The 24,611-nt window shown below is 62.3% G+C and carries 19 protein-coding genes and 1 pseudogene; 14 read left to right on the top strand and 6 right to left on the bottom strand.

Features of this window, described 5'->3' with window-relative positions:
• The first annotated feature begins 15 nt into the window (after positions 1-15).
• The 5 genes from BACI9J_RS04780 (at position 16) to BACI9J_RS04800 (ending at position 9,359) form a co-directional block, all read left to right on the top strand.
• Entirely contained in the window at positions 16-888 is an 873-nt protein-coding gene (locus BACI9J_RS04780; RefSeq protein ID WP_236558470.1) for an MBL fold metallo-hydrolase, read from the top strand.
• A 195-nt stretch (positions 889-1,083) separates the two neighbouring features.
• Entirely contained in the window at positions 1,084-2,082 is a 999-nt protein-coding gene (locus BACI9J_RS04785; protein ID WP_236558472.1) for a hypothetical protein, read from the top strand.
• Between the two features lie 98 nt (positions 2,083-2,180).
• Positions 2,181-4,265, top strand: coding sequence for a cell wall anchor protein (locus BACI9J_RS04790; RefSeq protein WP_201296511.1), 2,085 nt, complete (start codon positions 2,181-2,183; stop codon positions 4,263-4,265).
• A gap of 829 nt (positions 4,266-5,094) precedes the next feature.
• A complete protein-coding gene (locus BACI9J_RS04795) occupies positions 5,095-6,312 on the top strand; it encodes an MFS transporter (protein ID WP_159733405.1) in 1,218 nt (405 codons plus the stop codon).
• Between the two features lie 227 nt (positions 6,313-6,539).
• On the top strand, positions 6,540-9,359 hold the full coding sequence (locus BACI9J_RS04800) for a S8 family serine peptidase (protein WP_159733406.1): 2,820 nt from the start codon (positions 6,540-6,542) through the stop codon (positions 9,357-9,359).
• A gap of 101 nt (positions 9,360-9,460) precedes the next feature.
• On the opposite strand, the gene BACI9J_RS04805 is transcribed toward BACI9J_RS04800, so the two are convergent.
• On the bottom strand, positions 9,461-10,813 hold the full coding sequence (locus tag BACI9J_RS04805) for an acyltransferase family protein (protein WP_159733407.1): 1,353 nt from the start codon (positions 10,811-10,813) through the stop codon (positions 9,461-9,463).
• 222 nt (positions 10,814-11,035) lie between these two features.
• On the opposite strand from BACI9J_RS04805, the gene BACI9J_RS04810 reads away from it, so the two are divergent.
• Positions 11,036-11,305, top strand: coding sequence for a hypothetical protein (locus BACI9J_RS04810; protein WP_159733408.1), 270 nt, complete (start codon positions 11,036-11,038; stop codon positions 11,303-11,305).
• 254 nt (positions 11,306-11,559) lie between these two features.
• Here BACI9J_RS04810 and BACI9J_RS04815 read toward each other — a convergent pair whose 3' ends face one another.
• Positions 11,560-12,573, bottom strand: a complete 1,014-nt coding sequence (locus BACI9J_RS04815) for a phosphatase PAP2 family protein (RefSeq protein WP_159733409.1) — start codon at positions 12,571-12,573, stop codon at positions 11,560-11,562.
• 53 nt (positions 12,574-12,626) lie between these two features.
• Here BACI9J_RS04815 and BACI9J_RS04820 point away from each other — a divergent pair, with 53 nt between their 5' ends.
• Genes BACI9J_RS04820 through BACI9J_RS04835 form a run of 4 tightly spaced genes read left to right on the top strand, consistent with a single transcriptional unit; the run spans position 12,627 to position 17,356 of the window.
• Positions 12,627-14,045, top strand: coding sequence for an extracellular solute-binding protein (locus tag BACI9J_RS04820; protein WP_159733410.1), 1,419 nt, complete (start codon positions 12,627-12,629; stop codon positions 14,043-14,045).
• Positions 14,042-15,007 (top strand): carbohydrate ABC transporter permease, encoded by a 966-nt coding sequence (locus BACI9J_RS04825; protein WP_159733411.1) that lies wholly within the window; start codon positions 14,042-14,044, stop codon positions 15,005-15,007. Before BACI9J_RS04820 ends, BACI9J_RS04825 begins: the two co-directional genes overlap by 4 nt.
• Positions 15,008-15,015: 8 nt before the next feature.
• Entirely contained in the window at positions 15,016-15,888 is an 873-nt protein-coding gene (locus tag BACI9J_RS04830; RefSeq protein WP_159733412.1) for a carbohydrate ABC transporter permease, read from the top strand.
• 31 nt (positions 15,889-15,919) lie between these two features.
• Positions 15,920-17,356: a glycoside hydrolase family 32 protein gene (locus tag BACI9J_RS04835; protein WP_159733413.1), complete on the top strand. Its 1,437-nt coding sequence runs from the start codon at positions 15,920-15,922 to the stop codon at positions 17,354-17,356.
• Positions 17,357-17,529: 173 nt separating this feature from the next.
• On the opposite strand, the gene BACI9J_RS04840 is transcribed toward BACI9J_RS04835, so the two are convergent.
• From BACI9J_RS04840 to BACI9J_RS04850, 4 genes and pseudogenes are all read right to left on the bottom strand, one after another.
• Positions 17,530-18,600 (bottom strand): LacI family DNA-binding transcriptional regulator, encoded by a 1,071-nt coding sequence (locus tag BACI9J_RS04840; RefSeq protein WP_159733414.1) that lies wholly within the window; start codon positions 18,598-18,600, stop codon positions 17,530-17,532.
• A 62-nt stretch (positions 18,601-18,662) separates the two neighbouring features.
• Positions 18,663-19,103 carry a DUF2510 domain-containing protein gene (locus tag BACI9J_RS04845; RefSeq protein ID WP_236558830.1) on the bottom strand — a complete coding sequence of 147 codons (441 nt, stop codon included), beginning with the start codon at positions 19,101-19,103 and terminating at the stop codon, positions 18,663-18,665.
• Between the two features lie 60 nt (positions 19,104-19,163).
• Positions 19,164-19,250: pseudogene (locus tag BACI9J_RS24290) on the bottom strand (DUF2510 domain-containing protein); the annotation flags it as partial.
• Positions 19,247-19,876 carry a DUF2510 domain-containing protein gene (locus BACI9J_RS04850; RefSeq protein ID WP_236558476.1) on the bottom strand — a complete coding sequence of 210 codons (630 nt, stop codon included), beginning with the start codon at positions 19,874-19,876 and terminating at the stop codon, positions 19,247-19,249. The pseudogene BACI9J_RS24290 and the gene BACI9J_RS04850, both read right to left, overlap by 4 nt.
• Before the next feature lie 115 nt (positions 19,877-19,991).
• Here BACI9J_RS04850 and BACI9J_RS04855 point away from each other — a divergent pair, with 115 nt between their 5' ends.
• From BACI9J_RS04855 to BACI9J_RS04870, 4 genes are all read left to right on the top strand, one after another.
• On the top strand, positions 19,992-20,597 hold the full coding sequence (locus BACI9J_RS04855; protein ID WP_236558478.1) for a hypothetical protein: 606 nt from the start codon (positions 19,992-19,994) through the stop codon (positions 20,595-20,597).
• 61 nt (positions 20,598-20,658) lie between these two features.
• Complete coding sequence (locus BACI9J_RS04860) at positions 20,659-21,675, top strand: o-succinylbenzoate synthase (protein WP_159733417.1); 1,017 nt, start codon at positions 20,659-20,661, stop codon at positions 21,673-21,675.
• Positions 21,676-21,752: 77 nt separating this feature from the next.
• The gene (locus BACI9J_RS04865; RefSeq protein ID WP_159733418.1) at positions 21,753-23,840 is read left to right on the top strand and encodes a PhoX family protein; all 2,088 of its coding nucleotides are present in this window, start codon (positions 21,753-21,755) and stop codon (positions 23,838-23,840) included.
• Positions 23,841-24,006: 166 nt separating this feature from the next.
• Entirely contained in the window at positions 24,007-24,582 is a 576-nt protein-coding gene (locus BACI9J_RS04870; protein WP_159733419.1) for an SOUL family heme-binding protein, read from the top strand.
• Positions 24,583-24,611: the final 29 nt, after the last annotated feature.

Here is a 24,611-nt window from a genome sequence, read left to right on the forward strand (position 1 = left end):
GATACGGAGCACGAATTGTCAGCTTGGCTAGAACTCGGACCGGACAACTACGTCTTGGAAACCGAGGGATCGTTACTCAACACCGGGCTTGTGGTGGGCTCAGAGCTCGCCATGGTCATCGACACCGGCTGCGGCCCCCGCCAAGGCCGGGAGATCCTCGCCGCAGTCCGCGAAAAGACCCAGCTTCCGCTGGTGGTGGTGAACACCCACGCCCACTACGACCACTTCTTCGGCAACGCAGTATTTGCCGACGACGGCGTCACGGAGTTTTGGGCGCACGCCAACTGTGCGGCAACCATCGAACGGGACGCCGATAACCAGCGACGCTTCGTAGCCACCAATGAACCCGAGATGGCGGCGGGGGAGGGCGACGCCGTCGACATCGTTGTCCCCAACGCTTTGGTCCACGACCAGCCTGTCCTGGTTGACCTCGGCGGCATCACAGCCACGCTCTTCTACCTGGGCCGGGCCCACACAGACGGCGACCTCCTTGTTGGCACCAGCTCCACCCTGTATGTGGGCGACCTCGTAGAGCAGGGGGCGCACCCCTCGTTCGAGGACTCGTATCCGGAGGAATGGGCCGATGCCCTGCGGCACATCTCGGCCCTGCGCCACCGGTACGAATTCCTGGTCCCGGGGCACGGTGAACCTGCCAGCGACGAGTTCGTCAAAACCATGGCTGACACCATGAGCACCGCGGTAAGGCAAGCAACGCAGTCCATTCGCGATATGCCTTCCGACGCAACAAAGGCCATTCCCGTGCTGCCCTATGGCCCGGAACAATCGCGCTGGTTCATCAAGCGGCTTCAGGAAACCAACACACATGGACGTTCTTCATTGGGCACTCCGGACTTCGGGCCGGGAAAGACCGGCTCTTATCCTTCATAAAACAAGGTTCCTGACAAATTTGTCATTTTGTTTACTCCCAGCCATGGACGAATCGCTTAAACCCGTCCTAGGATGAAGGCGACCATTGGTTCGCGACTACCTGGGGGTGTCGAGATGAAGGGTTCACGCGTTTTCCCGCGTGCTACCAGCATTCTCCGCTCAGTCATGGTCGCGGGTGCTGGAACCGCAATCTGGATGGCACTTTCCGCAACCGCAGCGAGTGCGGATACCGGAACTACTGACAAAACCCTTTTGGGCAGTGTCACGTCCTCAACATCCGTGAGTATTCCGGTGCCGAACGTGCCGCTGCCCAACGTGGTCAAGGGACTAGTACCCACCAACCAGATCAACGTTCAGCTACCTGCCGTGACACCCCTCGTGGAACACGTCGGCGGCAACGTTGATCAGGTGGTTTCAGCAGTGCCCGTTGTCAACCATGTGGTCCCGCCGGACACTGCTGGAACGGTTGTGAATACGGTGGTGGCACCTGTCACCAACACCGTGGATCACACCGTCAACGTAGTTGTGCCGCCGGTGAATCAGATTTTGGAACCCGCTCGGCTGGAACCCGTCACGGACGTGGTAACCCCGATTGTGGATCCGATTGTGGGCGTGGTGGACACCGTGCTGACTCCCGTCGAACCCGTGGCTCCGCCTGTAGCGGTTCCCCCGGTGGCAGTTCCTCCGGTAGCTGTCCCGCCGGCTCCTCCGGTAGTTGAAGCTCCCGTCGCAGCACCTGCATCTCCCGGGGCTTCCGGAAATGACGCTGCTGTTGCCCCCGCCACGGCGGACGCCGGCGCTCAGGCGACTACCGGCGTCGTAAATTCAACGGTTCTTGAGACCGGCAAACCAGGCCTAAGCGCCACGGCGCCAGGGGTGAACGCCGGCGTGTCAGCGTTGCTGAACCCCGCTCGAAACTTCGGTCCCACCGGGATCACCGCGGTGTTCGGCGGCACTTCCTCACCCGCCGATCCCGCGTCGCCTGTGGAACTGCCATCCGACCCCGCCGCAGTACCCGGTAGCCTCACGGGGGCTGGTTCCGGGAGCTCCCAAAACGGTCCGCCAAGCCCGGCAGCAGCATTCTTGCAGGGCGCCCTGATCATTCCCGTCGACGCTCTTCCCGGCCTGGCAACGGCCGGCGATGAACAACATCCAAAGCCGGTGTGCTTCGATCCCGGCTCCTCTCCTGACTAGTTCCCAAACCAGCCGCGCAGCTCTTCGCGGCAGACGGTCATTCAGGCGATCCGTCACTCGGACGCCCATGGGAACAACGTCTTCAGGAGAGAATCACAATGAACACGACCATACGCAAGTGCCTCATCGGCACATGCTTTGCCGGGGGCATGATCGTCCTCAGCGCCACCGCGGCAAACGCCGCGGACACCACCAGCGGCAAGGACGGGCTCCTGTCCGGCACGCAAGTGGTGGCGCCAGTAACAGCGCCGATCAGCCTCGGCGGAACCTCACTTGGACTGTTGGGGGATTCAGCAGCTACGACGTCCGCGCCGGCACCTGCTGCAGGTTCAGGTGCTTCTGCTCCAGCTGCCAGCACCAACGGTTCCAACAGCATCGGCTCCGGAACGCAGATAGTCGCTCCGGTAACGGTGCCCATAAACCTGGGCTCGTCGTCAGTGGGTCTGCTGGGGGGCTCCACTGCGGCGAGCTCAGCCACACCTGCCGCTCCCGCACCTGCGGCGGCAACAAGTTCGACGCCGGCAGCCAGCACCAGCGGTTCCGACGGTATCGCCTCGGGAACCCAAGTAGTTGCGCCGGTGACTATTCCCGTCACGCTGGGAGCCACCTCCGCCGGTGTACTCGGCGACACGGTTGCTACATCATCAGCTCCTGCTCCGGCTCCCGCTGCGGTTCCGGCTGCGGCTCCGGCGCAGGCAACGACGTCGGGGGGAGAGGGTATCGCGTCCGGCGCTCAGGTAGTGGCTCCGATTTCGGTCCCTGTTAACATCGGAGCCACTGCCGTGGGTGTCGGCGGCGACTCATCCGCCACCTCCGGTTCCACCGCCTCCGGCTCGGCTGGATCTGCTGGTACTACGGCTCCTTCTTCCGCTTCCGGTGCTTCGACTTCGGGTTCGGATGGTGTTGCTTCGGGTACCCAGGTTGTTGCTCCTGTGACTGTGCCGATCAGCCTGGGTTCCACCTCGGCTGGGCTGCTGGGTGACTCTTCCGCTACGAACACCGGGTCTTCCGGTACCACCGGGTCTTCGGCTCCGGCTTCGACCGGCACCACGTCGGGCAGCACCACCTCGGGTTCGGATGGCATTGGTTCGGGTACCCAGGTTGTTGCTCCTGTGACTGTGCCGATCAACTTGGGATCCACTTCGGCTGGTGTGCTGGGTGACTCCTCGGCCACGAACACCGGGTCTTCCGGTACCACCGGGTCTTCGGCTCCGGCTTCGACCGGCACCACCTCCGGCAGCACCACGTCGGGTTCCGATGGCATTGGTTCAGGTACCCAGGTTGTTGCTCCTGTGACTGTGCCGATCAACTTGGGTTCCACCTCGGCTGGTGTGCTCGGTGACTCCTCCGCCACGAACACCGGAACCGTTCCGACCGGCACCACCGGCGGAACCACTCCGACCGGCGCCACGTCGGGCAGCACCACCTCGGGTTCGGATGGCATTGGTTCGGGTACCCAGGTTGTTGCTCCTGTGACTGTGCCGATCGACTTGGGTTCCACCTCGGCTGGTGTGCTCGGTGACTCCTCCGCCACGAACACCGGCGGAACCGCTCCGACCGGCACCACGTCCGGCAGCACCACCTCCGGCAGCGACGGTATCCTTTCCGGCACTCAACTGATCATTCCGATCACGGCTCCGGTAACCATTGGTTCCACCTCGGTGGGAATTGGAGGAGGATCCACGGGCACGGTGAATCCTCCGGTTGTGAACCCGCCGGTTGTTACTCCTCCTGTGGTTACGCCTCCGGTTGTGAACCCGCCGGTCGTTACTCCTCCGGTTGTGAACCCGCCGGTAGTTACTCCTCCTGTGGTTAACCCGCCGGTAGTTACTCCTCCTGTGGTTAACCCGCCGGTAGTTACTCCTCCGGTTGTGAACCCGCCCGCCGTCAACCCGCCTCTTGGTGGTGGTCTTGACGCTGGTGGAGAAACGGGAATCAACGCTCCTGTGGGCACCACGAACACTGGTGTTGCCGCCCAAACCAGCACAACCAGCACCGTGGCGGTCCAAAGCGCCCACCAGAGTGCACGGACCGCGGCAGCTTCCACCGCCGTCGGAAGTGCCAACACCCTGGCTAACACGGGCCTGAACGGTCAGTGGGTTCTCATCGCAGGAGCCCTGCTCCTGATGGGGCTGGTGCTGGCAGCATTCGGTCGCCGCAAGGCAGTGGCTAACCGCCGCTAAGCCAAGGAAGTAATCTCACATCGCATGTAGTTGTTGCGGCTCCGGCCTTCCGGAGCCGCAACAACTGCGAGCATCCGGCCGAACTTCCGAACTCTCGAACTCCCGCGCACCCACTTCCGCGCTCTCCCATTGGTCATCGCTACCGTACCCGCCGATCGCCCCCGTAACCTCTGGTGCGGTTGGCGGGAAGTGGTGCGATCCGGACCACGAAGGGGAGCGTCGGGCGGTAAAGGGTGCGCCACGGGGTCGGTAGGAGCTTCCAGTCCTGCAAGCCACTCCCAACGCCCGACCTAACGCCCGACCCCTTTGCCCGTCGCTACCGTACCCGCCGATCGCCCCCGTAACCTCTGGTGCGTTTGGCGGGAAGTGGTGCGACCCGGACCACGAAGGGGAGCGCCGGGCGGTAAAGGGTGCGCCACAGGGGTCGGTAGGACCTTCCAGTCCCGCAAGCCACTCTCAACGCCCGACCCCTTTGCCCGTCGCTACCGTACCCGCCGATTGCCCCCGTAACCTCCGGTGCGGTTGGCGGGAAGTGGTGCGACCCGGACCACGAAGGGGAGCGCCGGGCGGTAAAGGGTGCGCCACGGGGTCGGTAGGAGCTTCCAGTCCTGCAAGCCACTCCCAACGCCCGACCTAACGCCCGACCCCTTTGCCCGTCGCTACCGTACCCGCCGATTGCCCCCGTAACCTCTGGTGCGTTTGGCGGGAAGTGGTGCGCTCCCGGCAACGAAGGGGAGCGCCCAGCGGTAAAGGGTGCGAGCCCTCGAGCAGAACCGTGAAACGTAATGCTGCCCCTCCACGTAGAGGGGGCGGTCATAGGATGAAAGGGATGACCACCACCCAAGCAGACAAAACCTTCAGCCTCCGCAGCGTAGCCCTACCCGCATTTGGGCCGGCTGTGCTCTTCTGCATCGGCGAAGGGGCCGTCCTCCCGGTCATAGCGCTCTCGGCGCGCGACCTCGGCGCATCGGTGGCGGTATCGGCATTGATCGTGACCTTGATCGGGTTGGGCTCGTGGCTATTCAACATTCCGGCGTCGATCATCACCGAGAAATTCGGTGAGCGTTGGTCGATCGTCGGAGCCGGCGCTGTGGGTGCGATTGCCTTGGGCGCGGCAGCGTTCGCCCCGCAAATGGAGCAGGGACTATGGCTGTTGGCCGCGTCCATGACGTTGGTGGGTATGTCGGCCAGCGTCTTCAACCTAGCAAGGCAGAAGTTCCTCACCGAGGCAGTCCCGGTCATGTTCCGCGCGCGAGCCCTCTCAACCTTGGGCGGTGTAACCAGGATCGGCCTTTTCATCGGGCCGTTCGTGGGTGCGGGCGTCATGCAGTTCGCCGGGATCAGCGGTGCGTATTGGGTGGGCTTTGGCGGCATGATGGCCGCGGCCGTTTTGTCGCTCAGCATCCCTGACCTGGTCGCCCCCGGAACATCCGACGGCGGTCCACGGCCTCCTGCGTCCACCTTGCGGAGCGTCGCGGTTTCCCATGCGGGTGTGTTCCTGACGGTTGGTTTCGGCATCCTGCTCTTGAGTGCATTGCGAGCATCGAGACAGGTAGTCATCCCGCTGTGGGCGGACAACCTGGGGCTCGACGCCACGCATGCATCACTCATCTTCGGCCTGTCCGGAGCGATCGACATGCTGGTGTTCTACCCCGCCGGGAAACTCATGGACAGGAAGGGGCGTCAGTGGGTTGCCATTCCCTCAACGTTGATCATGGGAACCGCGCTGATTTTGGTGCCTTTCACCGCAGGGTTCGTCCCGCTCCTCTTGGTGGCCTTGCTCATCGGGTTCGGCAACGGCATCAGCTCGGGGCTCATCATGACGCTTGGTGCAGACTTCTCGCCGGACAACGGCCGGAGCCACTTTCTGGGGATCTGGCGATTCATGGCCGACTCAGGCGGCACCGGAGGACCCGTGTTGCTGTCCGGCTTAACGGCTGCATTCTCATTGTCGGCGGGTGTCTGGGCCACTGGCGTACTGGGCTTCGCAGCGGCGGTGGTGTTCGCCGTCGCCATTCCGCGGCTGAAGCACCGGCGTAACTATTAATCATTTTAGGAGCGGCTTCCTGCTCCTTTTGGAGCGCACCGCAGAGGCCTTGAAACCTGAAATGGTTGGTTTGCTCCCCTGAGGAGGGCTAAAGGTTTACGCCAAGCCGAGAGAGACTCACAGGGAATTCGCAGGAAAGTCCAAACTGTAGCTAAACTCATGCTGGCCGCACTCTCGCGGCCATTTTTCCGCGCTCTTGGGGGCGTTTGAGCAGAGGGCGCTGTTTCATGCAGATCCGACGGAGAGCCAGTATGCGCTCTCAAGTAATTCTTGCCGGCATTATCGCAATTGTTGGAGCTGCCCTACCGGCGCTCCCGGCCATAGCGGATGAGACCCCGGTACCTGTGCCCAGTGCGGCACCACGGACTATGTCCACCGAATCCTCGGTCCTTCCCACCGACCAATTCATCGTGAAATTCAAGGAACGCGCGGGCGTGCAATCGCTTGACCGGAAATCATCCTTGAACCGAGCCGCTGGAACACTTGGTGTCCCCGTGGAAGCCGTACGCACCCTTGCCACAGGTGAAGAGGTGGTGAAAACGGACAAGAAGCTCGGTGCTCAAGAGGCGGGTGCACTGGTCTCCGCGTTAGCCGCTGATCCCAGCGTTGAGTACGCCGAACCGGACGTCATCATGAGGCCATTCGCTACACCACCCAACGACCCGTTGTACTCCTACCAATGGGCGCACAGCAGCGCCGCCAGCGGCGGGATGCGGGTCCTCGGGGCATGGGATGTCAGCCAGGGGACAGGGAGCGTGGTTGCGGTCATCGATACCGGAATTACAAACCACTCAGATCTGAACGCCAACATTTTGCCTGGCTATGACATGATTCACGATCCTTTCGTTGCCGGTGACTCCAACGGACGCGATTCGAATCCGGCAGATGAGGGCGACGCCACCTACTACGGGGAGTGCGAGCCCGGATGGCCCGGTTATGCTTCCTCGTGGCACGGAACCCATGTGGCTGGACTTGTGGCAGCTGTTGCGGGAAACAATAAGGGCGTCGCAGGCGTGGCTCCGAAGGCGAAAGTTGTTCCAGTGCGCGCACTGGGCATCTGCGGCGGATACGCTTCCGACATCGCAGACTCGATCGTTTGGGCTGCGGGCGGAACTGTTTCGGGAGCCCCGGCCAACGCGAATCCAGCGAACGTCATCAACCTGAGCCTCGGCGGCCTTGCGCCCTGCTCCACTATTTACCAAAACGCAGCAGATTTTGCCCGGAGCAAGGGCGCCTCAGTTGTGGTGGCTGCGGGCAACGAGGGCGTCGACGCATCAAAGGTCAGCCCTGCCAACTGTAAGAATGTGCTGGTGGTTGGTGCGAGCACACGCGATGGGCTCAAGGCGTCGTACTCCAACTTCGGCATAAATGTAGACGTCGCAGCTCCCGGCGGAGACATGACCAGCATCGGTTCCGACGGAATCCTGTCCACACTCAATGACGGTTCGGTTACCCCTAACTCCGAGGGCTACTTCTACATGGAGGGCAGCTCCATGGCCGCCCCGCAGGTAGCGGCGGTGGCAGCAATGATGTATTCAACATTGCCTGCTCTAACGCCTGCAGATGTTGAGCAGAGGCTCAAGGCCAAAGCTCGGCCAATCAACGGCTGCGGCTGCGGAGCCGGCTTGGTTGATGCTAACGCCACTCTTGCCAACCTCGCTGCTGAGGCTGCACCGATCACAGCGGGCACCCCCACAATTTCAGGCGAGGCTGCTGTCGGCAAGTTGTTGACTGCTGAACCTGGCAACTGGGGCAACACCTACGATGCCACGTGGAACTATCAATGGAACCGTTGGGGGACACCCATTCCCGGAGCAACCGGCCCCGGTTTTTGGGTGACAGAGGATGACTACCAAGCCACCATCACGGTCACTGTTACTGCCACCAAGAGGTTCGTACCGGCCGTTTCCGCAACCTCGGAGCCGACAGCTCAGGTGGCTCCAGGGACCTTGTTTGGTAGCGTGCCTGTTATCACGGGCTCGGCATACGAGGGAAGCACTCTGACGGCCAACCCGGGTACGTGGGGCCCGGCCCCTGTGGACTTGACATATAGTTGGACCCGCAACAAGCCTGGCACCACCGGTCAGAACGTATCCAACGCGCCTAGTTATACCCTGACCAGTGAAGACATCGGCAGCACACTCTCAGTGCACGTCATGGGATCCAAAACCCCTTACTCACTGTTGGACATGTTCAGCCAGCCGACAGCTGTTGTAGTTGCCGCTGACAAGGCTGTAACGCCTGAAGCCGTAGTGTTCGCCGAAGCTCCGTACATGGGCAACGATCGCTTCACCATTCCGGAGTCAGAGACCATGGACTACCAGGTAGATGGCAAAACGCTCCAAGCCGGAACCCACCCCGCTCGAGGACAGGCCAAAATTACGGCCGTTCCGAAGAACGGTTTTGCAGTGCTCAACGGGGCGACTTCGGAGTGGAAAGCATACTTCAGCGCAAAGGGACCGGAATTTACGGCGCCTGCGGTTTCACCCTTCCGGGACGTGGCAACCACCCAGCAGTTCTACAAGGAAATGTCCTGGCTTGCAGACCGCAAGATCTCTACCGGTTGGATAGAGGCGGACAAATCCGTCTCATACCGACCGGTGACTCCCATCAACCGTGACGCAATGGCAGCATTCCTGTACCGTGCGGCCGGCTCGCCGGACTACACACCTCCCGCACAATCCCCCTTCAAGGACGTTGCAACCACGCAGCAGTTCTACAAGGAGATGGCATGGTTGGCAGAAACCGGCATTTCATCCGGGTGGACTGAGGGCGGGGCGCGGTACTACAAACCGCTGACCCCGATCAAACGCGACGCGATGGCTGCCTTCCTGTACAGGTTGGTCAACAAGCCCGACTATGAAGCGCCGATGAATCCACCTTTCAAGGACCTTGATTCAGGCCAGCTGTTCTACAAAGAAATGGTCTGGATGAGCGTTGCGGGAATTTCCTCTGGCTGGCAGCTAGGGGAGAACAATTACTGGTACCAGCCGATGGAGCCCATCAACCGCGACGCCATGGCAGCGTTCCTTTACCGTTTGCCATAGCTGCTCGTGGAGGTCGCTGCTTCGTGACCCTCTTTGAACAAACAACGGCCGCAGAACAACCCCATCAGGTTGTTCTGCGGCCGTTCGGCTTTGAAAGAGGGTCAGGAAGCCGCAGGCCCCGTTGCAATAGTCCTCGGGGTCTTCCACGCCCGGTCCGGGACTTTGCCGGACACCATGGCCACAGCGATCACCAGGAGCACAAGTCCCCAGGTGGCATTTGAGACGTCCAGCGCCGACCTCATCACCACGAACGGCGGAATGATGGCCAACACGGTTCCGAGGGCAATACGCCACATGGCCGGCCGGACCGCACCCGGTGCCAGCGCCGTGCTGGCAAGTTCGAGCCGGACCAGCGGGGTGGACACAAGCAGCACCAGCGCCCAGGCTGCAACATAAAACAGCGGCCGGCTGAGCCACCACTCGGTGCTGGCGGGCTCGGGGAACGGCAGGCGAAGGACCAGCGCAATCCCAAACATCGCGATGATCAAAGGCAGGTGCCACAGATAGATGGTCATCGCCCGACTACCCACCACGAACATCACTTTCTGCACCCAGCCAACCCGGACGCATCGCTGCAGGACCGGATACGCGGCTTTCACTAGCAGGATGTGTGCCAGCCCAACCAGAATCAGCGGAAACATTGGCGGGTTCTGGCTGGTCAGCATGTCCACCGGATACGGCCCGGCATGCGTGAGCGGAACCATCACGGCATAGCAGCCGGCAGCGGCCACAACCAGCTTCCACTTGGCGAAACGGTCAAAGAACCCATCGGCATAGAAGAACCCCAGCTGTTGCAGAAGGCCCCACACAAACACCATGTTCAGCAGACCGATCGGGTTCGAGTCGAAACCCCACGGATTGCGCTCCAAGCCCAAGCGAAGGACATCAACGACGACGGCGACAGCGGCCAGCGCTGCGACAGTCCGGTACGGCGCTGCCTCGTGAAACTTGGCCATGGTGGGAACCATTGCCTGGCAGATCAGGTACGCGGCCAGGAACCAGAGCTGCACTCCGGCACCCGCAGCGATTACGGCGAGCAGGTCCGCGGGGACACCGGCCGCCGTCGCACTCCACAACGCTATGGCGAGAAAAATGTACAGGGCGACCGTAGGCCGCACCAGTCGCAGCACCCGGTTCCTGAGGTAGTCGCCGCCGTCACCGCCCTTGCGTTTCAGGCTGCGCCATGAGGTGAGCGATGCGAAACCGCCCACGATGAAGAACAGCGGCATAACCTGGCCGAACCAGGTACCTTGGGCGAACCAGCTCAGGGACGTCAGGGGATTGCCCACACCAATGCCGGAGTCACCAACGCTGATCCCCATCATGAGCAAGTGCACGGCAACAACGGCAAACATGCAGGCTACGCGGATGAAGTCCACCACCAAATCGCGGGAAGCGGGGGCGGCGGCCGGTGCGGTGTTCCGGCGCGAGGTGAATCTGAAGGTAGATGACATGGAAGCTCCTGGGATTAGCCACTGTTTATCCATCGATTGGAATAACTGTAGCCCATGAGGAGCAGGCAGTCACGTAATGCTCAGAAAAGTTGGTGCAGCCAGGGTGGGATCGGCCTCGCCGGGCGTAGCCTAGAAGAGGACCTCCGCCCCGATTAATCGAGTATCTTCTCCAGCGCACATGGCGCATCTCCCGCGAATCCACCCCCCCACCAATGAAGGGCAGTGCTGATCGTTGTGCACATCAAAGAATTTTGGGACCAACTCTCGCCCGACACGCAGCAATGGCTCATAGACAACCCGGGAACCATGATTGTGCCGCGGACAGTCACTGCGATCATCAATGGCGAAACGGGGGAGGACGAGACTATGGACGCCCATGGCGGCACCGCGCTCACTGAAGAGGATCGTCTCTTCATTCACGAGCAGGCTCGACTCGGAGCTGCATCTTCCGATGAGCCCAAGTTCTTCGACTCGGTCGGCCCGGAGGACTAGGCCCAGGCCAGCGCTCCCTTTTCCGCGGATCGCACCCGTAACCTCTGGTGCGTGGGGCGGGAACGGGTGCGCCGCCGTCGTGCAAGTGGTGCGTGCGGCGTGAACGGGTGCGCCGCCGTCGTGCAAGTGGTGCGTGGGCGTGAACGGGTGCGCCGCCGTCGTGCAAGTGGTGCGTGGGGCGGGAACGGGTGCGCCGCCGTCGTGCTTTGACTTGCCGCAGCGTGCGCCCAAAGCGCCCAAATCACCGAAAGCCGTTACGCCTTGCGCGCCGCCAGCCCAAACAGCCACGTGCCGCCGAGGGCTGACAAGTATCCGGCGATCACGATGAAGGCGGTGCCGGCCCAGAAGTAGTCGATGGTGCTGTCGGTGCTCAGGCCGGGCATGACTTGGAGCAATGAGTAGGCTGCCACGAAGCCGGCGATGACCAGGGCAAAAACTGTGAGCCATACCCAGAGTCGCGAGGCGGCCCAATGTTCGCCGTACCCCTTCCATACGTTCCATTTGTTGCCGGTGCGGAGGATGAGCCAACCAGCCGGGAGCATAACGGCGGCCACCACCAGGAAAGCGGCCACGACGTCGGCCGGGCGGTGCCACTGATTGATGAGCGTGGAGACCCCCGTCGCTACGGCGAAGGTGCTGCCGAGGAAGCCTGCCAGGGGCCGCCAGCGGGGCGAAACCATGAGGAAGACCGCTGCTGCGGCGGATGCTGCCAGTGTGGTGTGTCCGGAGGGGAGTGAGTTCAGTTCCAGGGTTTGGACGCCGCGGTCGGGCCGGTCCGGAATGAGGAGCTTGAGTACTTGTGTGGCTGCGTTGGCGGCGATGCATGCTGCCACGGCGATTCCTGCGGCGGTCCAGCGTCGGCGGGCGATGGTTACGAAGAGCACCATGATGGCGGCGATGGCCAGCGAGAGCATGGGGAGCATGTCCAGGAATTCGGTGGAGGCCCTGCCGGCTGTTCCGGCCAGTACGGTAGCTTCAACCAGTGCGGACTCGTCGATGAACTGGCCCGCGGTGGTGCGCACAAAGAAGTAGTACGTCGCAGCCAAGCCAATGGCGCTGGCGATCGTGGCGAGGCAGAACAGAAATCCTGTGCCCGCTCCTGCGGCGCGTCCTTGTAGCGGCCGTTTGCTCGACCTCCCGCTGGTGCGGAATTGCTGGGAACTCATTCTGACTAGACTGCCACAGTTCTCTGGACGGCTGGTGTGAGTCTCCCTTGAGCGTGGCGGCTGCTGGTGAGACGTCGGCAACATTCCTGTGAAGCTTGACACGTGTTAAGTACCAAGAATAGGCTTCCTAACACGTGTTAGGGAAGGAAATCTACATGTCGGGAACCAACGGAGCTTTGCGTGAATTCACACGAAGAAGTGCCCTCACAGCCCTCGGCGCGGGAATTGTTGGAGTTACCGCGGCGTCGTGGCCGCGCCTGACCGGCGCCGACATTCCAGGCCGCGGAGACAACAGCCTGAGCATCGCCATCATGGGCACCGCCGCAGATGCTGCAGCCCGCCAGAAGGTCATCGACGCTTTCGCCAAGGTCCACCCGGACATCAAGGTCAAGGTCCAAGCAATCCAGGCTGTGGACTGGAAGGACTTCTTCACCAAGATCCTCACCATGGTTGCAGCAGGCACCCCGCCGGACGTCGTATATGTTGCCACCGAAGGCGCCCAGCTCTTCGCAGAGAAGCTCGCCCACCCGTTGGATGAGTACCTTCGCCGCGACGCCGACCACATGAGGGAATACTTCCAGGACGTCCACCCCAGCCTGGTGGAAGCGTTCATGTACAGGGGCAGCCTGTTCCAGCTCCCCATCGACTGGAACGCCGCCAACATGTATTACAGCACCACTGCGCTCACCAAAGCGGGGTTGGAGCGACCCTCCGATAACTGGACGCACACAGACTTCCGCAACACGCTCGCGGCAATGAAGAAGGCCAATCCCAAGGACTTCACCCCGTACTACTGGACCAACCGGCTCTTCGGTGGGGTGGTGCCGTGGCTCTACGCCAACGACACCAGCTTCCTCAAGGAAACCAAGTCCCCGGGCGGCGAATGGCTGTGGGACGGCTTTTATGCCAACGATCCCTCACGCAGCCTCCGCTCCGGCGGCTACCAATGGCTCGAACCCAACGCCGATGATCCCCGCGTCTTCGAATCCTTTGACTACCTCCGCGGGCTCGTGAAGGACGGGCTGGGTGTCCGGCCTGAGGAAGGCGGCGGCAGCGCCCTGATCGGCCTCTTCGCCTCCAACAGAATAGGTACGACGCCGGCGGGCGGCTATTGGGTCCAAGGCCTCCACGAGGCGGGGATGACGGAAGAGGACTTCGACGTCCAGTTCTTCCCGAAGTGGCGGAGCCAGCGTCACCAGTTCGGCACGGCAGGCTACGCGATCATGAAGACCGCCAAGGACAAGGACGCCGCCTGGGAATGGGTGAAATTCAGCTCCAGCCGTGAAGCCATGCAGATCGTGTTCCCCACACCGAACACCACGCCCGCCCGTCGTTCCATGGTCAACGAGCAGCTCTACGCAGGAACCGGTCCCCGCAACTGGAAGGTCTTCTACGACACCCTGGACAGGTTCCCCACCACAGGTCCCATTCCAGCGCCACCCCAGCAGGCCGCCGTCGAGACCGCCCTTATGAAAAACGTAAGCCTGGCTGTCAGCGGTGATGAGCGCCAACTCAAAGACGCCCTGACCTCCATGCAGCGCGATCTTGAACTGGCCCTGAGGAGGCAGCCATGAGCACGGCAACCAGAACGTCAAAGGGGACGGGGAACGAGCCGGGCCGTCGCCAAGCCGCCCACAAGAACGGGCACATCTCCAAGCGCGGCCGTGTGCAGCAACGTTGGCTTCCGTGGGCCTTCCTGGCGCCGACAATCGTGGGCATGGGCATCTTTACCCTGCTGCCGATTGTCGCTTCGATCGCACTCGCGTTCTTCCGCTGGGACATCATTTCCGCACCAACATTCGTGGGCTTCGACAACTTTGCCGAAGTAGTCCAGGACCCCACGGTCAGAGTCTCATTCCTGAACACCATCGTGTTTGTTGTGGTGGCTGTGGCCCTCCAGCTCGGACTGGCACTTGGCCTGGCAATCATGGTGCAGGAGAAACTCCCGGCCTGGCTCAGGGTGTTCTTCCGCTCGGCATTCTTCTTCCCGTTGATCCTCTCAGCAGCCTCGGTATCGATCTTCATGCGGTACCTCTTCAACGAGCAATTCGGCGTAGTGAACTGGCTACTTTCCTTGGTTGGCATCCCAGCGGTTCCCTGGCTGACGACGCCAACCGGGTCCGCCGCCGTCGTGATTCTTGTCTATGTGTGGCAGAACTTCGGGTTCTCGTTCCTGCTGTTCATCGGTGGCCTTGCCTCCATTCCGGTGGAGACATATGAGGCGGCGTCCATTGACGGCGCGACGGGTTGGCGCAAACACTGGTTCGTCACCCTGCCCCTGTTGAGCCCCACCACTTTGGTGGCCTCGGTGATGGCGATCATCAATGCTCTCCAAGTGTTTGACCAGCCCTACGTGCTCACCCGGGGTGGGCCCGGCGACTCAACGCGCACAGCCGTGATGGTGATCTTCGAGTCCGCGTTCCAACGGCTTGAATTCGGCGAGGCCTCGGCGATCGGAGTGATCCTGACCCTGATCATCATGGCCATCACCGCCGCGCAGTTCCGGCTCAGCAAACGATTCGTCTTCTACCAGTAAGGCCCGCCATGACTATCCTTCAAGAACGTGTCACCACCACGGCGCCTTTGGTGAAGCGGAAGAAGCGCGACTGGTCAGTGGCCATCCGTGTGCTCGTCTTGCTGATTGCGTCCGTCTTTGTTCTGGGGCCTGTGTTGTGGACGCTGTCCACCTCGCTGCGACCTCCGTCGGAATCCTTCAAGCTGCCGCCCGCTTTCCTGCCGCTGAACCCGGACCTGGCCTCCTACGAACAAGTGTTCAAGCAGCTCAACATCGTGGCGCTGGTGGTGAACAGCGCGTTGGTGACCGGTTTGATCGCGGTGGGGCAAATGATCACTGCTGCCCTGGCGGGCTACGCGTTTGCGCACCTCCGTTTCCGAGGGCGGGGCGCTCTGTTCTCCATCGTGCTGGCCACCATGATGGTGCCCGCGCAGGTCACCATAGTTCCCGTGTTCATGCTGATCCGCGGAGTAGGACTCTCGGACACGCTGCTGGCGCTGATCATTCCGGCCATCCCGACGGCGTTCGGAACCTTCCTGATGCGCCAGTACTTCATGGGGTTGCCGGGTGAGCTCGCTGAAGCGGCCGCCATAGACGGCGCCTCCCCGTGGCGGACGTTCCGTTCCGTGTATGCGCCACTGGCCATGCCTGGCCTGGCGATCGTGGGCATCCTGGCATTCAACTTCCACTGGAACGAGTTCTTCAGACCGCTGATCATGACCATCTCAGAGCAGAACTTCACCCTTCCTCTGGGCTTGGTCTCGCTCCAAGGCAACCTCGGCACCGGAAGCATCTCCGTGGTCCTGGCCGGTGTTGTCCTCTCCATGATTCCCGCGCTGGTGGTGTTCATGTTCGGCCAGCGCGCGCTGCAGGACGGGCTCACCGCAGGCACGGGCAAGTAGTTTCTTTTCCTCTCTTTTGAAAGGGGTTCCGTTGACGGACCTTGCACTCTCTTCCTCCCTGGCCATGGCGGCAACGCACCCGGATCCCGCCTTCCCGCGCTTCCACCCGCGGCCGGCGCAGGGCTGGATCAACGATCCCAACGGCATCAGCTACATCAACGGCCGGTACCACGTGTTCTTCCAGTACAACCCCTCATCCGCGCGGCACTCGCAGATCACCTGGGGGCACGTGAGCTCCCCGGACCTGGTGAGTTGGGAAGAGCACCCCGTGGCTCTTTCGCCGCAGGAAGGCGGGCCCGACTCAGCCGGATGCTGGACCGGCGTAGTGACCTCGGACGACGGCGTGCCCACGGCTGCTTACTCCGGGGTTCGCGATCACGGTGGTCACTCCCAAGTGGTCATTGCCCGCGGTTCCTCCGACCTGGTGACCTGGGAACAGGACGGGCACGTTGCAGCCTCCATGCCCGCCGATCCGCTGGTGACTGCTGTGCGGGATCCTTTTATTTTCTGGTTTGGCGGTGCACGTTACGCCATGCAGGGAGCTGGGCTTTCCGACGGCCGCGCCGCCCTGCTGCTCTACACAGTGGAATCCCTTGACGACTGGAAGTACCAGGGAATCTGGTTCACCACCGCCGATCCCGTGGCTGCCGCTCATACGCCGGCCGAGATCTGGGAATGCCCGCAGCTGGTGGAAGTTCCTTCTACTTCCGGCGGGTCGGCCTGGGTCATGATGTTCTCCCTGTGGCTCTCCGGCGACGATCACGAGCACGCCAACGGGGTAGGGCACCTGATCGGGTCCCTGTCATTGGATCCCGTGTCGGGGTTGCCGGTGTTCACTCCAACCTCCGGCGGCAAATCCGATCTTGGCCGCGACTTCTACGCGCCCCAGATGATGCAGCTCGCTTACGGTTCCTCTTCTGGTTCTTCTCCTGGTTCTTCTCCTGGTTCTTCTCCTGCGGCGCTGCTGTGGGGTTGGGCCAATGAAGGGCCCGGGCGTGATGGTCGCCGGGGGCGGACGCAAGAAGAAATCGACGACGCCGGGTGGTCGGGTGTGTTGACGCATCCCCGCGTTGTGTCTGTAGCTGACGGAGCGCTGGTGGTTTCTCCAGTGCCCGAGGTCGAGGCGTACCGGGGTGCTGCTGTTAGTACGGGGGCTACGGGTTCACTAGTTGTTCCGGGGTTCGCCGAAGTGCTGGTACGGGGTGGTGCTGGTTCTGGTCCTGGTTCCGTGGCTGGTTCCGTGGAGTTGGTGCTTGGATCGGGGGCAGATGCTCAGCCGGTTTACACGGGATCCTTGGCTTCGAGCGAGGAACTGCGGATCTTCATCGATGCATCCCTTGTGGAGATATACCGTTCAGACTCAGTCGCTACGACTCTCCGGGCCTACCCGGCTCCGGGGGAGGAATGGCAGCTCACCATGCCCGCTGGCGCGACTGCCGATGTGTGGGAGTTGACGCTCCCCGCGTAGGCGGCAGGCCGGCGTCGTGCGTTCGTTGTGGGGCCTGCTTTGCGTGCCTGACGCTCGTTTTGGGGCGCAGAGTGGGCCTCGCAACGGGGGTGTTGTGTGTTGTGGGGCCTGCTTTGCGCGCTTGATGCTCGTTTTGGGGCGCAGAGTGGGCCTCGCAACGGGGGGGTGGTGTGTCAGCGTTTGGGTACGGGACCCGTGGACTCACGCACCACCAAGCGGCAGGGAACCATCGTTTCCACGGCGGTTCCCTTTTCCGTTTCATCGGCGCCTTCGATTTCATCCGTGCCCTCGAGCGCGTCCAGCAGCGTAGTCATGGCGGCACGACCGATTTCCCGTAGGGGCAGCGCCATGGTGGTGAGGGCGGGAACCATGGTGTCGGCAATGCGGGTTTCGTCGTCGTAGCCCATGACGGACAGGTCCTCGGGAACGCTGAGTCCCAGACGCGCTGCGGCAAGGGTTACCCCGACAGCCAGGCGATCATTCGCGCACATAATGGCCGTGGGCCGATCGGCCGGGGACACGCCGTCGAGCAGTTTCATGGCGCCGCGGAAGCCGGCGTCGATATCCCAACCGGCCATGAAGATCCGGTCCTCCCCAACCGGGATCTCGGCCGCGGCATGTGCATCCCGGTAACCCTGAACACGCAGGGGCGCTGCGGGCGAATCCTCTAATCCGGCAAGCAACGCGATGTCCCGGTGGCCAAGCTCCAACAAATGCTCAGTGGCCTCCCTGCCGCCAGCAACCTCGTCCGGAATGACGTGATGCAATTGCGGCTCAGGTTGGTCGTCGTAGCAGTTGGCCAGGACCGAGGGGACGCGGAGCATGCCGTGCGGAATCTCGATGGGTTTCAGGCCAACGGTCACGTACATAAGCCCATCAACCTGCCGGTCCAGGAGGGTTTCAATGGCGCTCGCATCCCTGGCGGCATCGCGTTCGGTGTCCATCACCACGGTGACGAAGCCGCGGCTCCGGGCGACGTCGTCGGCACCGCCAATGATGTTGCCGTCAAAGGGGCTGACCACTACTTCGTCGGACAGGATGCCGATCACGCGAGAGCGCTGGTTGCGCAGGCTCAGTGCTATGGCATTGGGGGAGTAATTCAATTCCAACGCTGCCTGGCGGATCCGGTCCTGGCTTTCCTTGGCAACGTTCCCGTCGCCGCGACCGTTCAGAACCAGCGAGACTGCGCTCCTGGAGACGCCCGCCCGTTTGGCGACGTCCAGCGCGGTGGCCTTGCGGTTCATGGTGCTTTCCTCTCCTGCCGAATAATCAGCAGTCTACCTAACGCGTGTGAGGGAACGGGCTTTTAGTACCCCAGTTCGTGGAACACCGACTGCATGAAGGGCAGCACCTTGGCGAACCCAGCCACAAAATAGAGACCCCACCCGGCAACGATGGCCGCAATCGGCCACAGCCCTCTTCGTGGTGCCACCTTATGAATCACTACGGCTCGCCCGATCACGTAGGGCACACCGCCAAGAAACGACCAAGCCCAGCTGAAGGGCCGCACAACGCCTTTGCGGGAAAGCCACCTGTAGTCGAACACAGCGAGGACCACTGTTGCGCCGTAGGTGAGAACCAAGCCGATCATGATCGCGAAATAGGCTGCTGTGAAGATATACGTGGGATCGATGGAAAGGTACCCGCTGCTTGCGATGTAGGCGTGAACCTCTGGGTTCCAGGACAGCATCAGGGTACCCACGCCAAAGGGCAGGCATGCGAGTAGCCAGATGAACGGGTTTCCCACGGCCTGATCCTTGGCCAGCAACGGGCGTTGGGCAGTCGTTGGCTGGATTACCGGAGGTCCCGCGTTGCCCGTCCAACAGGTGCCGTTCCACCAGCGCAAATGGCGGGGATCAGTCGGGTCGGGGTACCAGCCGGGCGCAGTTGTCACGTCGAGACGGAGTACGCCAACTGGGAGTACATGGACTGCATGAAGTTGGACATCCAGATGCCGGTAATCACCATGCTGATCACAAACACGGCGATGGAGGCCCACACAGGCCAAAGCCCGCGCTTGGGGGCCACTTTGTTGACGATCACCGAGCGGCCGATGACGTACACAATCGCGCTAAGGAATGCCCAAGCCCAGTGGAAAGGACGGACGACGCCGGACTTGAGCAGGCGTTGACGGTCAAGGAATGCGAACAACACTGAGAGTCCGTAGGACAGGAAACTTGATCCCATCAGCAAGAAATAGCTCGGGGTGTACATGGAGAACGGGTCCATGGTGGTCACGCCCTGCCGGGTGGTGATCATCCTGAACTCCGGCTGCCAGGTAAGGAGGAACAGTATGGAAAGCAACGGCAATAAGGTGATCGCCCAAATGAACGGGTTGTACACCGGCGTTTCAGGGCTGAGCTCGGGACGCGGCGGCTGAACAGGCGCCTGGAACTGGCCCGGCCCCTGGAACTGAGCAGGCGCTTGCTGAGCCGTCCAGGCGCGACCATCCCACCACCGGACGAAACGTGGGTCCGAAGGGTCCGGGTACCAGCCCGGTGGTGTCGTGGAACCGGGCATTGATTGAGTCATTATTCCCCCGTATTGAGTCGTGGTTCTGAGAATATCGTGATTGCAGCCTTTCGCTTGTCAGGAGCCCCTCCCAAGTGTCGGTTGGGTGGTGTATGGATGGAGCATGAGCTTCTTCGGTGACCTCCCTGAGCCTCCCGCGCAGCCACGGGAACCGCAGCCTGTCCAGCCCGGATGGTTCGGCCCGCCGTCGGACGAGTTGCCCGGAATCGCGCGAGTCGGCGGGTTTGTGTACAAGAGCCAGCACAAAGTGGTGGTGCTGAAACTAGTGGAGGTGTACTCCACGGGTTGCCTGCTGGATCTGGTGTGGTCGGTGCAGCGGGGCAGCGAATCGGACCAGGAATGGCGTGAGGTGGTGGAGGAGGGCTACAACCACCCGCGGTCAAGCCTGGACACCCGGACGGGTTTGGAAGTGGGTGTCGCTTTTGCGGACGGACGAAAGGCCGTGGCGGCCATTCACGGGCCGTCGGCCTTCGAAGATCCCCTTGATGTGGCGGGCCCTGTGCTGGCGACCTTGGGAGGCGGGGGAGGAAGCAACAACTCCGGGTTTGTACAGTTCACCGGGCGGTACTGGTTGTGGCCGTTGCCCTTGGAGGACATCACGCTGGTGGTGCGATGGCAAGCCTTGGGAATACCGGAAAGTTCGCTTGTCTTGTCCGGTCAGCAGTTGAATGCGGCTTTGGACGGAGTGCAGAAGTACTGGGACGACTGACTTTTCCACATAGCCTAATTGGCCTGCATTCCGGGTGGAAGGCCGCCGGTACAGTGGCAATATGCCTGCACTTCCCTCCCTCGAAGAACTCCTCGATTCCGCCCACGTCGTCTCGCTGCCCATGCGCGTTAAGTTCCGCGGCATCATGGAACGCGAGACCCTCCTCTTGCGGGGACCGCTCGGCTGGGGTGAGTTCTGTCCCTTCCCCGAATACGACGACGACGAATCCTCCCGCTGGCTCGCCGCAGCTTTGGAAGCGGCTTGGCTGGGTTTCCCCGAGCCCCTGAGGGACAGCATCCCGGTCAATGCCACGGTTCCTGCCGTTGCGGCTGAGCGAGTGCCTGAAGTGCTGGCTCGCTTCGGCAGGGTTGATGCGGTCAAAATCAAAGTTGCCGAGCGGGGCCAGGGCTTGGCGGACGACGTCGCCAGGGTGCATGCAGTCCGCGAAGCCCTTCCCGATGCTGCCATCCGGGTGGATGCCAACGGGGGATGGGACTTGGACCAGGCCGTTGAAGCCTTGGGCACACTCTCCGCAGTGGACCTCGAATACGCCGAACAACCCGTTCCTACCATCGAGGGTTTGGCGGAGGTCCGCCGTCGGCTGACTGCCGCAGGCACACCAGTCCTCATCGCTGCGGATGAGAGCGTCCGCAAGGAAGATGACCCCCTTCGCGTTGCACGGGCCGGCGCGGCCGACCTCATCGTGGTCAAAGTCGCGCCGCTTGGGGGCGTCGCGCGTGCACTGGAGATTGTGGAGCAGGCAGGGCTGCCCGCCGTCGTGAGTTCCGCCTTGGATACCTCGGTGGGCATCCGTGCCGGCCTGGCGCTCGCAGCCGCACTGCCGTCTCTTCCCTATGCTTGCGGCCTTGGCACCGTTTCGCTGTTCGCTTCGGACATCACACTGGACCCACTGGTAGCCGACGACGGCGCCATCCGGTTGCGCGATTCCGTTGCCGATGCCGGACTGCTTGAGCAGTATGCGGCACCAAGGGAGCGTCGGGACTGGTGGCTGGACAGGCTCCGCCGCGTGCATTCGGTATTGGCGCGAAACCAGCACGGTTTGTTCACCGCTTCTTAACCAGGGCGACCCTTCAGCTTTGGATTCCGCTGAAAGGCTCAGCGGGAACCTCGTACATCTCTGGAAGGTCTACCCCCATGTCTGAAACCACCGGACGCACTTTTCCGTTGCTTCCCATGCTCGGTCACACCAAAGGCAAGCGCAGCGCCGTCACGTGTGCTTTGAAGTGCGACAACGCCTGCTCGGGCGATGTCTGCAACACCAGCACCAACGGATACTTCCGCGACATCGCTTCAACGGCCATGTCACGCCGCGCAGCTCTTGGATTCGGTGCCGCAGGAGCGTTGGCCATAGTGCTCGGTGGTGCCGTAACCGGTGGTGACACCGCTGTGGCCGACTCCGGCAACGGGCTCTCCGACGCCGCCAAGAAGGGCTTCGAAAAGTCCAAGCTCCAGTTCACCGCCATCAAGCCCGTCGACGCAGCAGTGGATGCCTTCACCGTGCCCGAGGGGTTCGACTGGAAGCCCATCATCCGCTGGGGCGATCCCCTCTTCGCCGATTCACCGGCCTTTGACCTCAACGCTCAGACCGCTGCAGCGCAGGCACGCCAGTTCGGCTACAACAACGACTACACGGACATCCTGCCCATCCCGGGCTCAAAGGACCGCCGTGCCGTGCTCTTCACCAACCATGAGTACACCAACGAGAACATCATGCTCCCGGCAGGCTTCGACCCCGCCGAGGCACGGGCAATCGGACGTGCCGGGCACGGGCTGGCAGTGGTGGAACTCGAGCGCAAGAACAAGAACAAGCCGTGGAGCTACGTTCAGGGCGCACCGCTGAACCGGCGCTTCCTCACGGACACTGTCTACGAACTGACCGGACCCGCGGCCGGCACCAACCTGGTCAAGACCATTGACGATCCCGCCGGCCGCTGGATCAAGGGCACCTTGGGCAACTGCTCCGGTGGAACCACCCCGTGGGGAACCATCCTCTCCGGCGAAGAGAACTTCAACGGCTACTTCGCTGCCCCGGGCACCAGCGACAGCGACAAGCGCTACGGAATCTCCGCCAAGGCAACCACGCGTCAGTGGGAGCTCGACGAGCCGCGTTTCGATACCCGTAACGCCGGCTACGCCAACGAGACCAACCGGTTTGGCTGGATCGTGGAAGTGGACCCGCTCGATCCCACCTCCACTCCCAAGAAGCACTCCGCCATGGGCCGCTTCAAGCATGAGGGCGCCAACGTCATCGTGGCTCCTTCCGGTCACGTAGTTGCCTACATGGGCGACGACGAGCGCTTTGACTACCTCTACAAGTTCGTTTCCAAGGGCAAGTACCAGGCCGGTGACTCCAAAGAAGCCCGCAAGAACAACATGAACCTGCTTTCCGAGGGCGACCTCTACGTGGCTCGCTTCACGGGTGACTCGCCCGCGGACATCGACGGTACCGGCAAGCTCCCCGTCGACGGCGCATTCGATGGCACCGGTGAATGGCTGCCGCTTGTGGTCAACGGAACCTCGGCAGTGCCTGGCATGACGGTGCCGGAGGTTCTGGTCTACACCCGCCTGGCCGCGGACAAGGTTGGCCCCACAAAGATGGACCGCTGCGAAGATGTGCAGCCTAGCCTGCTTACGGGCAAGGTTTATGTGGCCTGCACCAACAACACGGACCGCGGCAAGGTGGGCAAGGAAAGCGCCACCGAGGTCAACCCCCGCACGCTGAACCGTGACGGACACATTGTGGAGATCACCGAGGGACGCGAACAGACGGGCACCAAATTCAACTGGAACCTCCTGCTGGTGGCCGGCGATCCCGCTAAGAACACCTCCACCTATTTCTCCGGATTCCCGGCGGACAAGGTCTCGCCCATTTCCTGCCCGGACAACGTGGCCTTCGACTCCGTGGGCAACCTCTGGATCTCCACCGACGGCGCCCCCGGCACCATCGGCTACGCGGACGGCCTGTTCAAGGTCACCCTCGACGGCCCCGAGCGCGGAAAGGTGGAGCAGTTCCTCGCCGTTCCCCGCGACGCCGAAACGTCCGGCCCTATCATCCACGACGAAGAGCGCACAGTGTTCGTAGCCGTCCAGCACCCCGGTGAGGACGGCTCGTTCGAAGCCCAGAACTCCTTCTTCCCGGACTACGTGCCCGCCGGATCCACCCCTGCTGCCGGCGCTGTGCGGGCACCCCGCCCCTCGGTGGTGCAGGTCTTCCGCAAGTAGCACCAGCTTTATTCGATACTGACGGATGCTCCTCCTCCCGTGATGACGGGTGGGGGAGCATTTCGTTTCCCCTCCCTCTCTCAATCCCGGGGGGTTTGGGGCCGTCACTCTCTCACCGACGGGGCACTAGCGGCTGACACCACGACGGCGTAGGGTCACTGGGACCATGACTGAACAGCAGCCGTATGATCTGGTCCAGCAGTACCCACATTTCGAGCTGCGTCGCTATCCCACGCATGTACTCGCGGAGGTACAAGTCCACGCCGCCTTTGATCGCGCCGGGAACGAAGCATTCCGGTATCTTTTCAACTACATCAGCGGCAGCAACACCACTAGGCAGAAGTTGTCCATGACGGCCCCCGTCATTCAGGAGAGCGGAACGTCAGAGGAACTGGTCATGACGGCACCGGTCCTGCAGAGCGGTCCTATCCCGGGAGGCGCAGATGAGGACTACGTTGTTGCGTTCGTTTTGCCGGCCGGATTGACAGCGGAGACTGCCCCTGTGCCTGAGGAGCCCAGGGTCAAGATTCGTGAAGTACCTGGAACGCTGTCTGCTGTGGCAAGGTTTACCGGCAATGGATCGGCCGCGGCCTTTCAACGCCATACTGTCGCTCTGCAGGAGGCCCTCCAACTGGCTGATCTGACACCAATCGGTTTGCCCCGGTTCGCGCGTTTCGATCCTCCCTTCAAGCCCTGGTTCCTACGCCACAACGAGGTAGTGCTGGACGTCAAGGAACCCTAGAGGGGCCGGGATGTGAGCGACGGTCGGCC

The organism is Arthrobacter sp. 9V, from assembly GCF_902506065.1.
GTDB lineage: Bacteria > Actinomycetota > Actinomycetes > Actinomycetales > Micrococcaceae > Arthrobacter.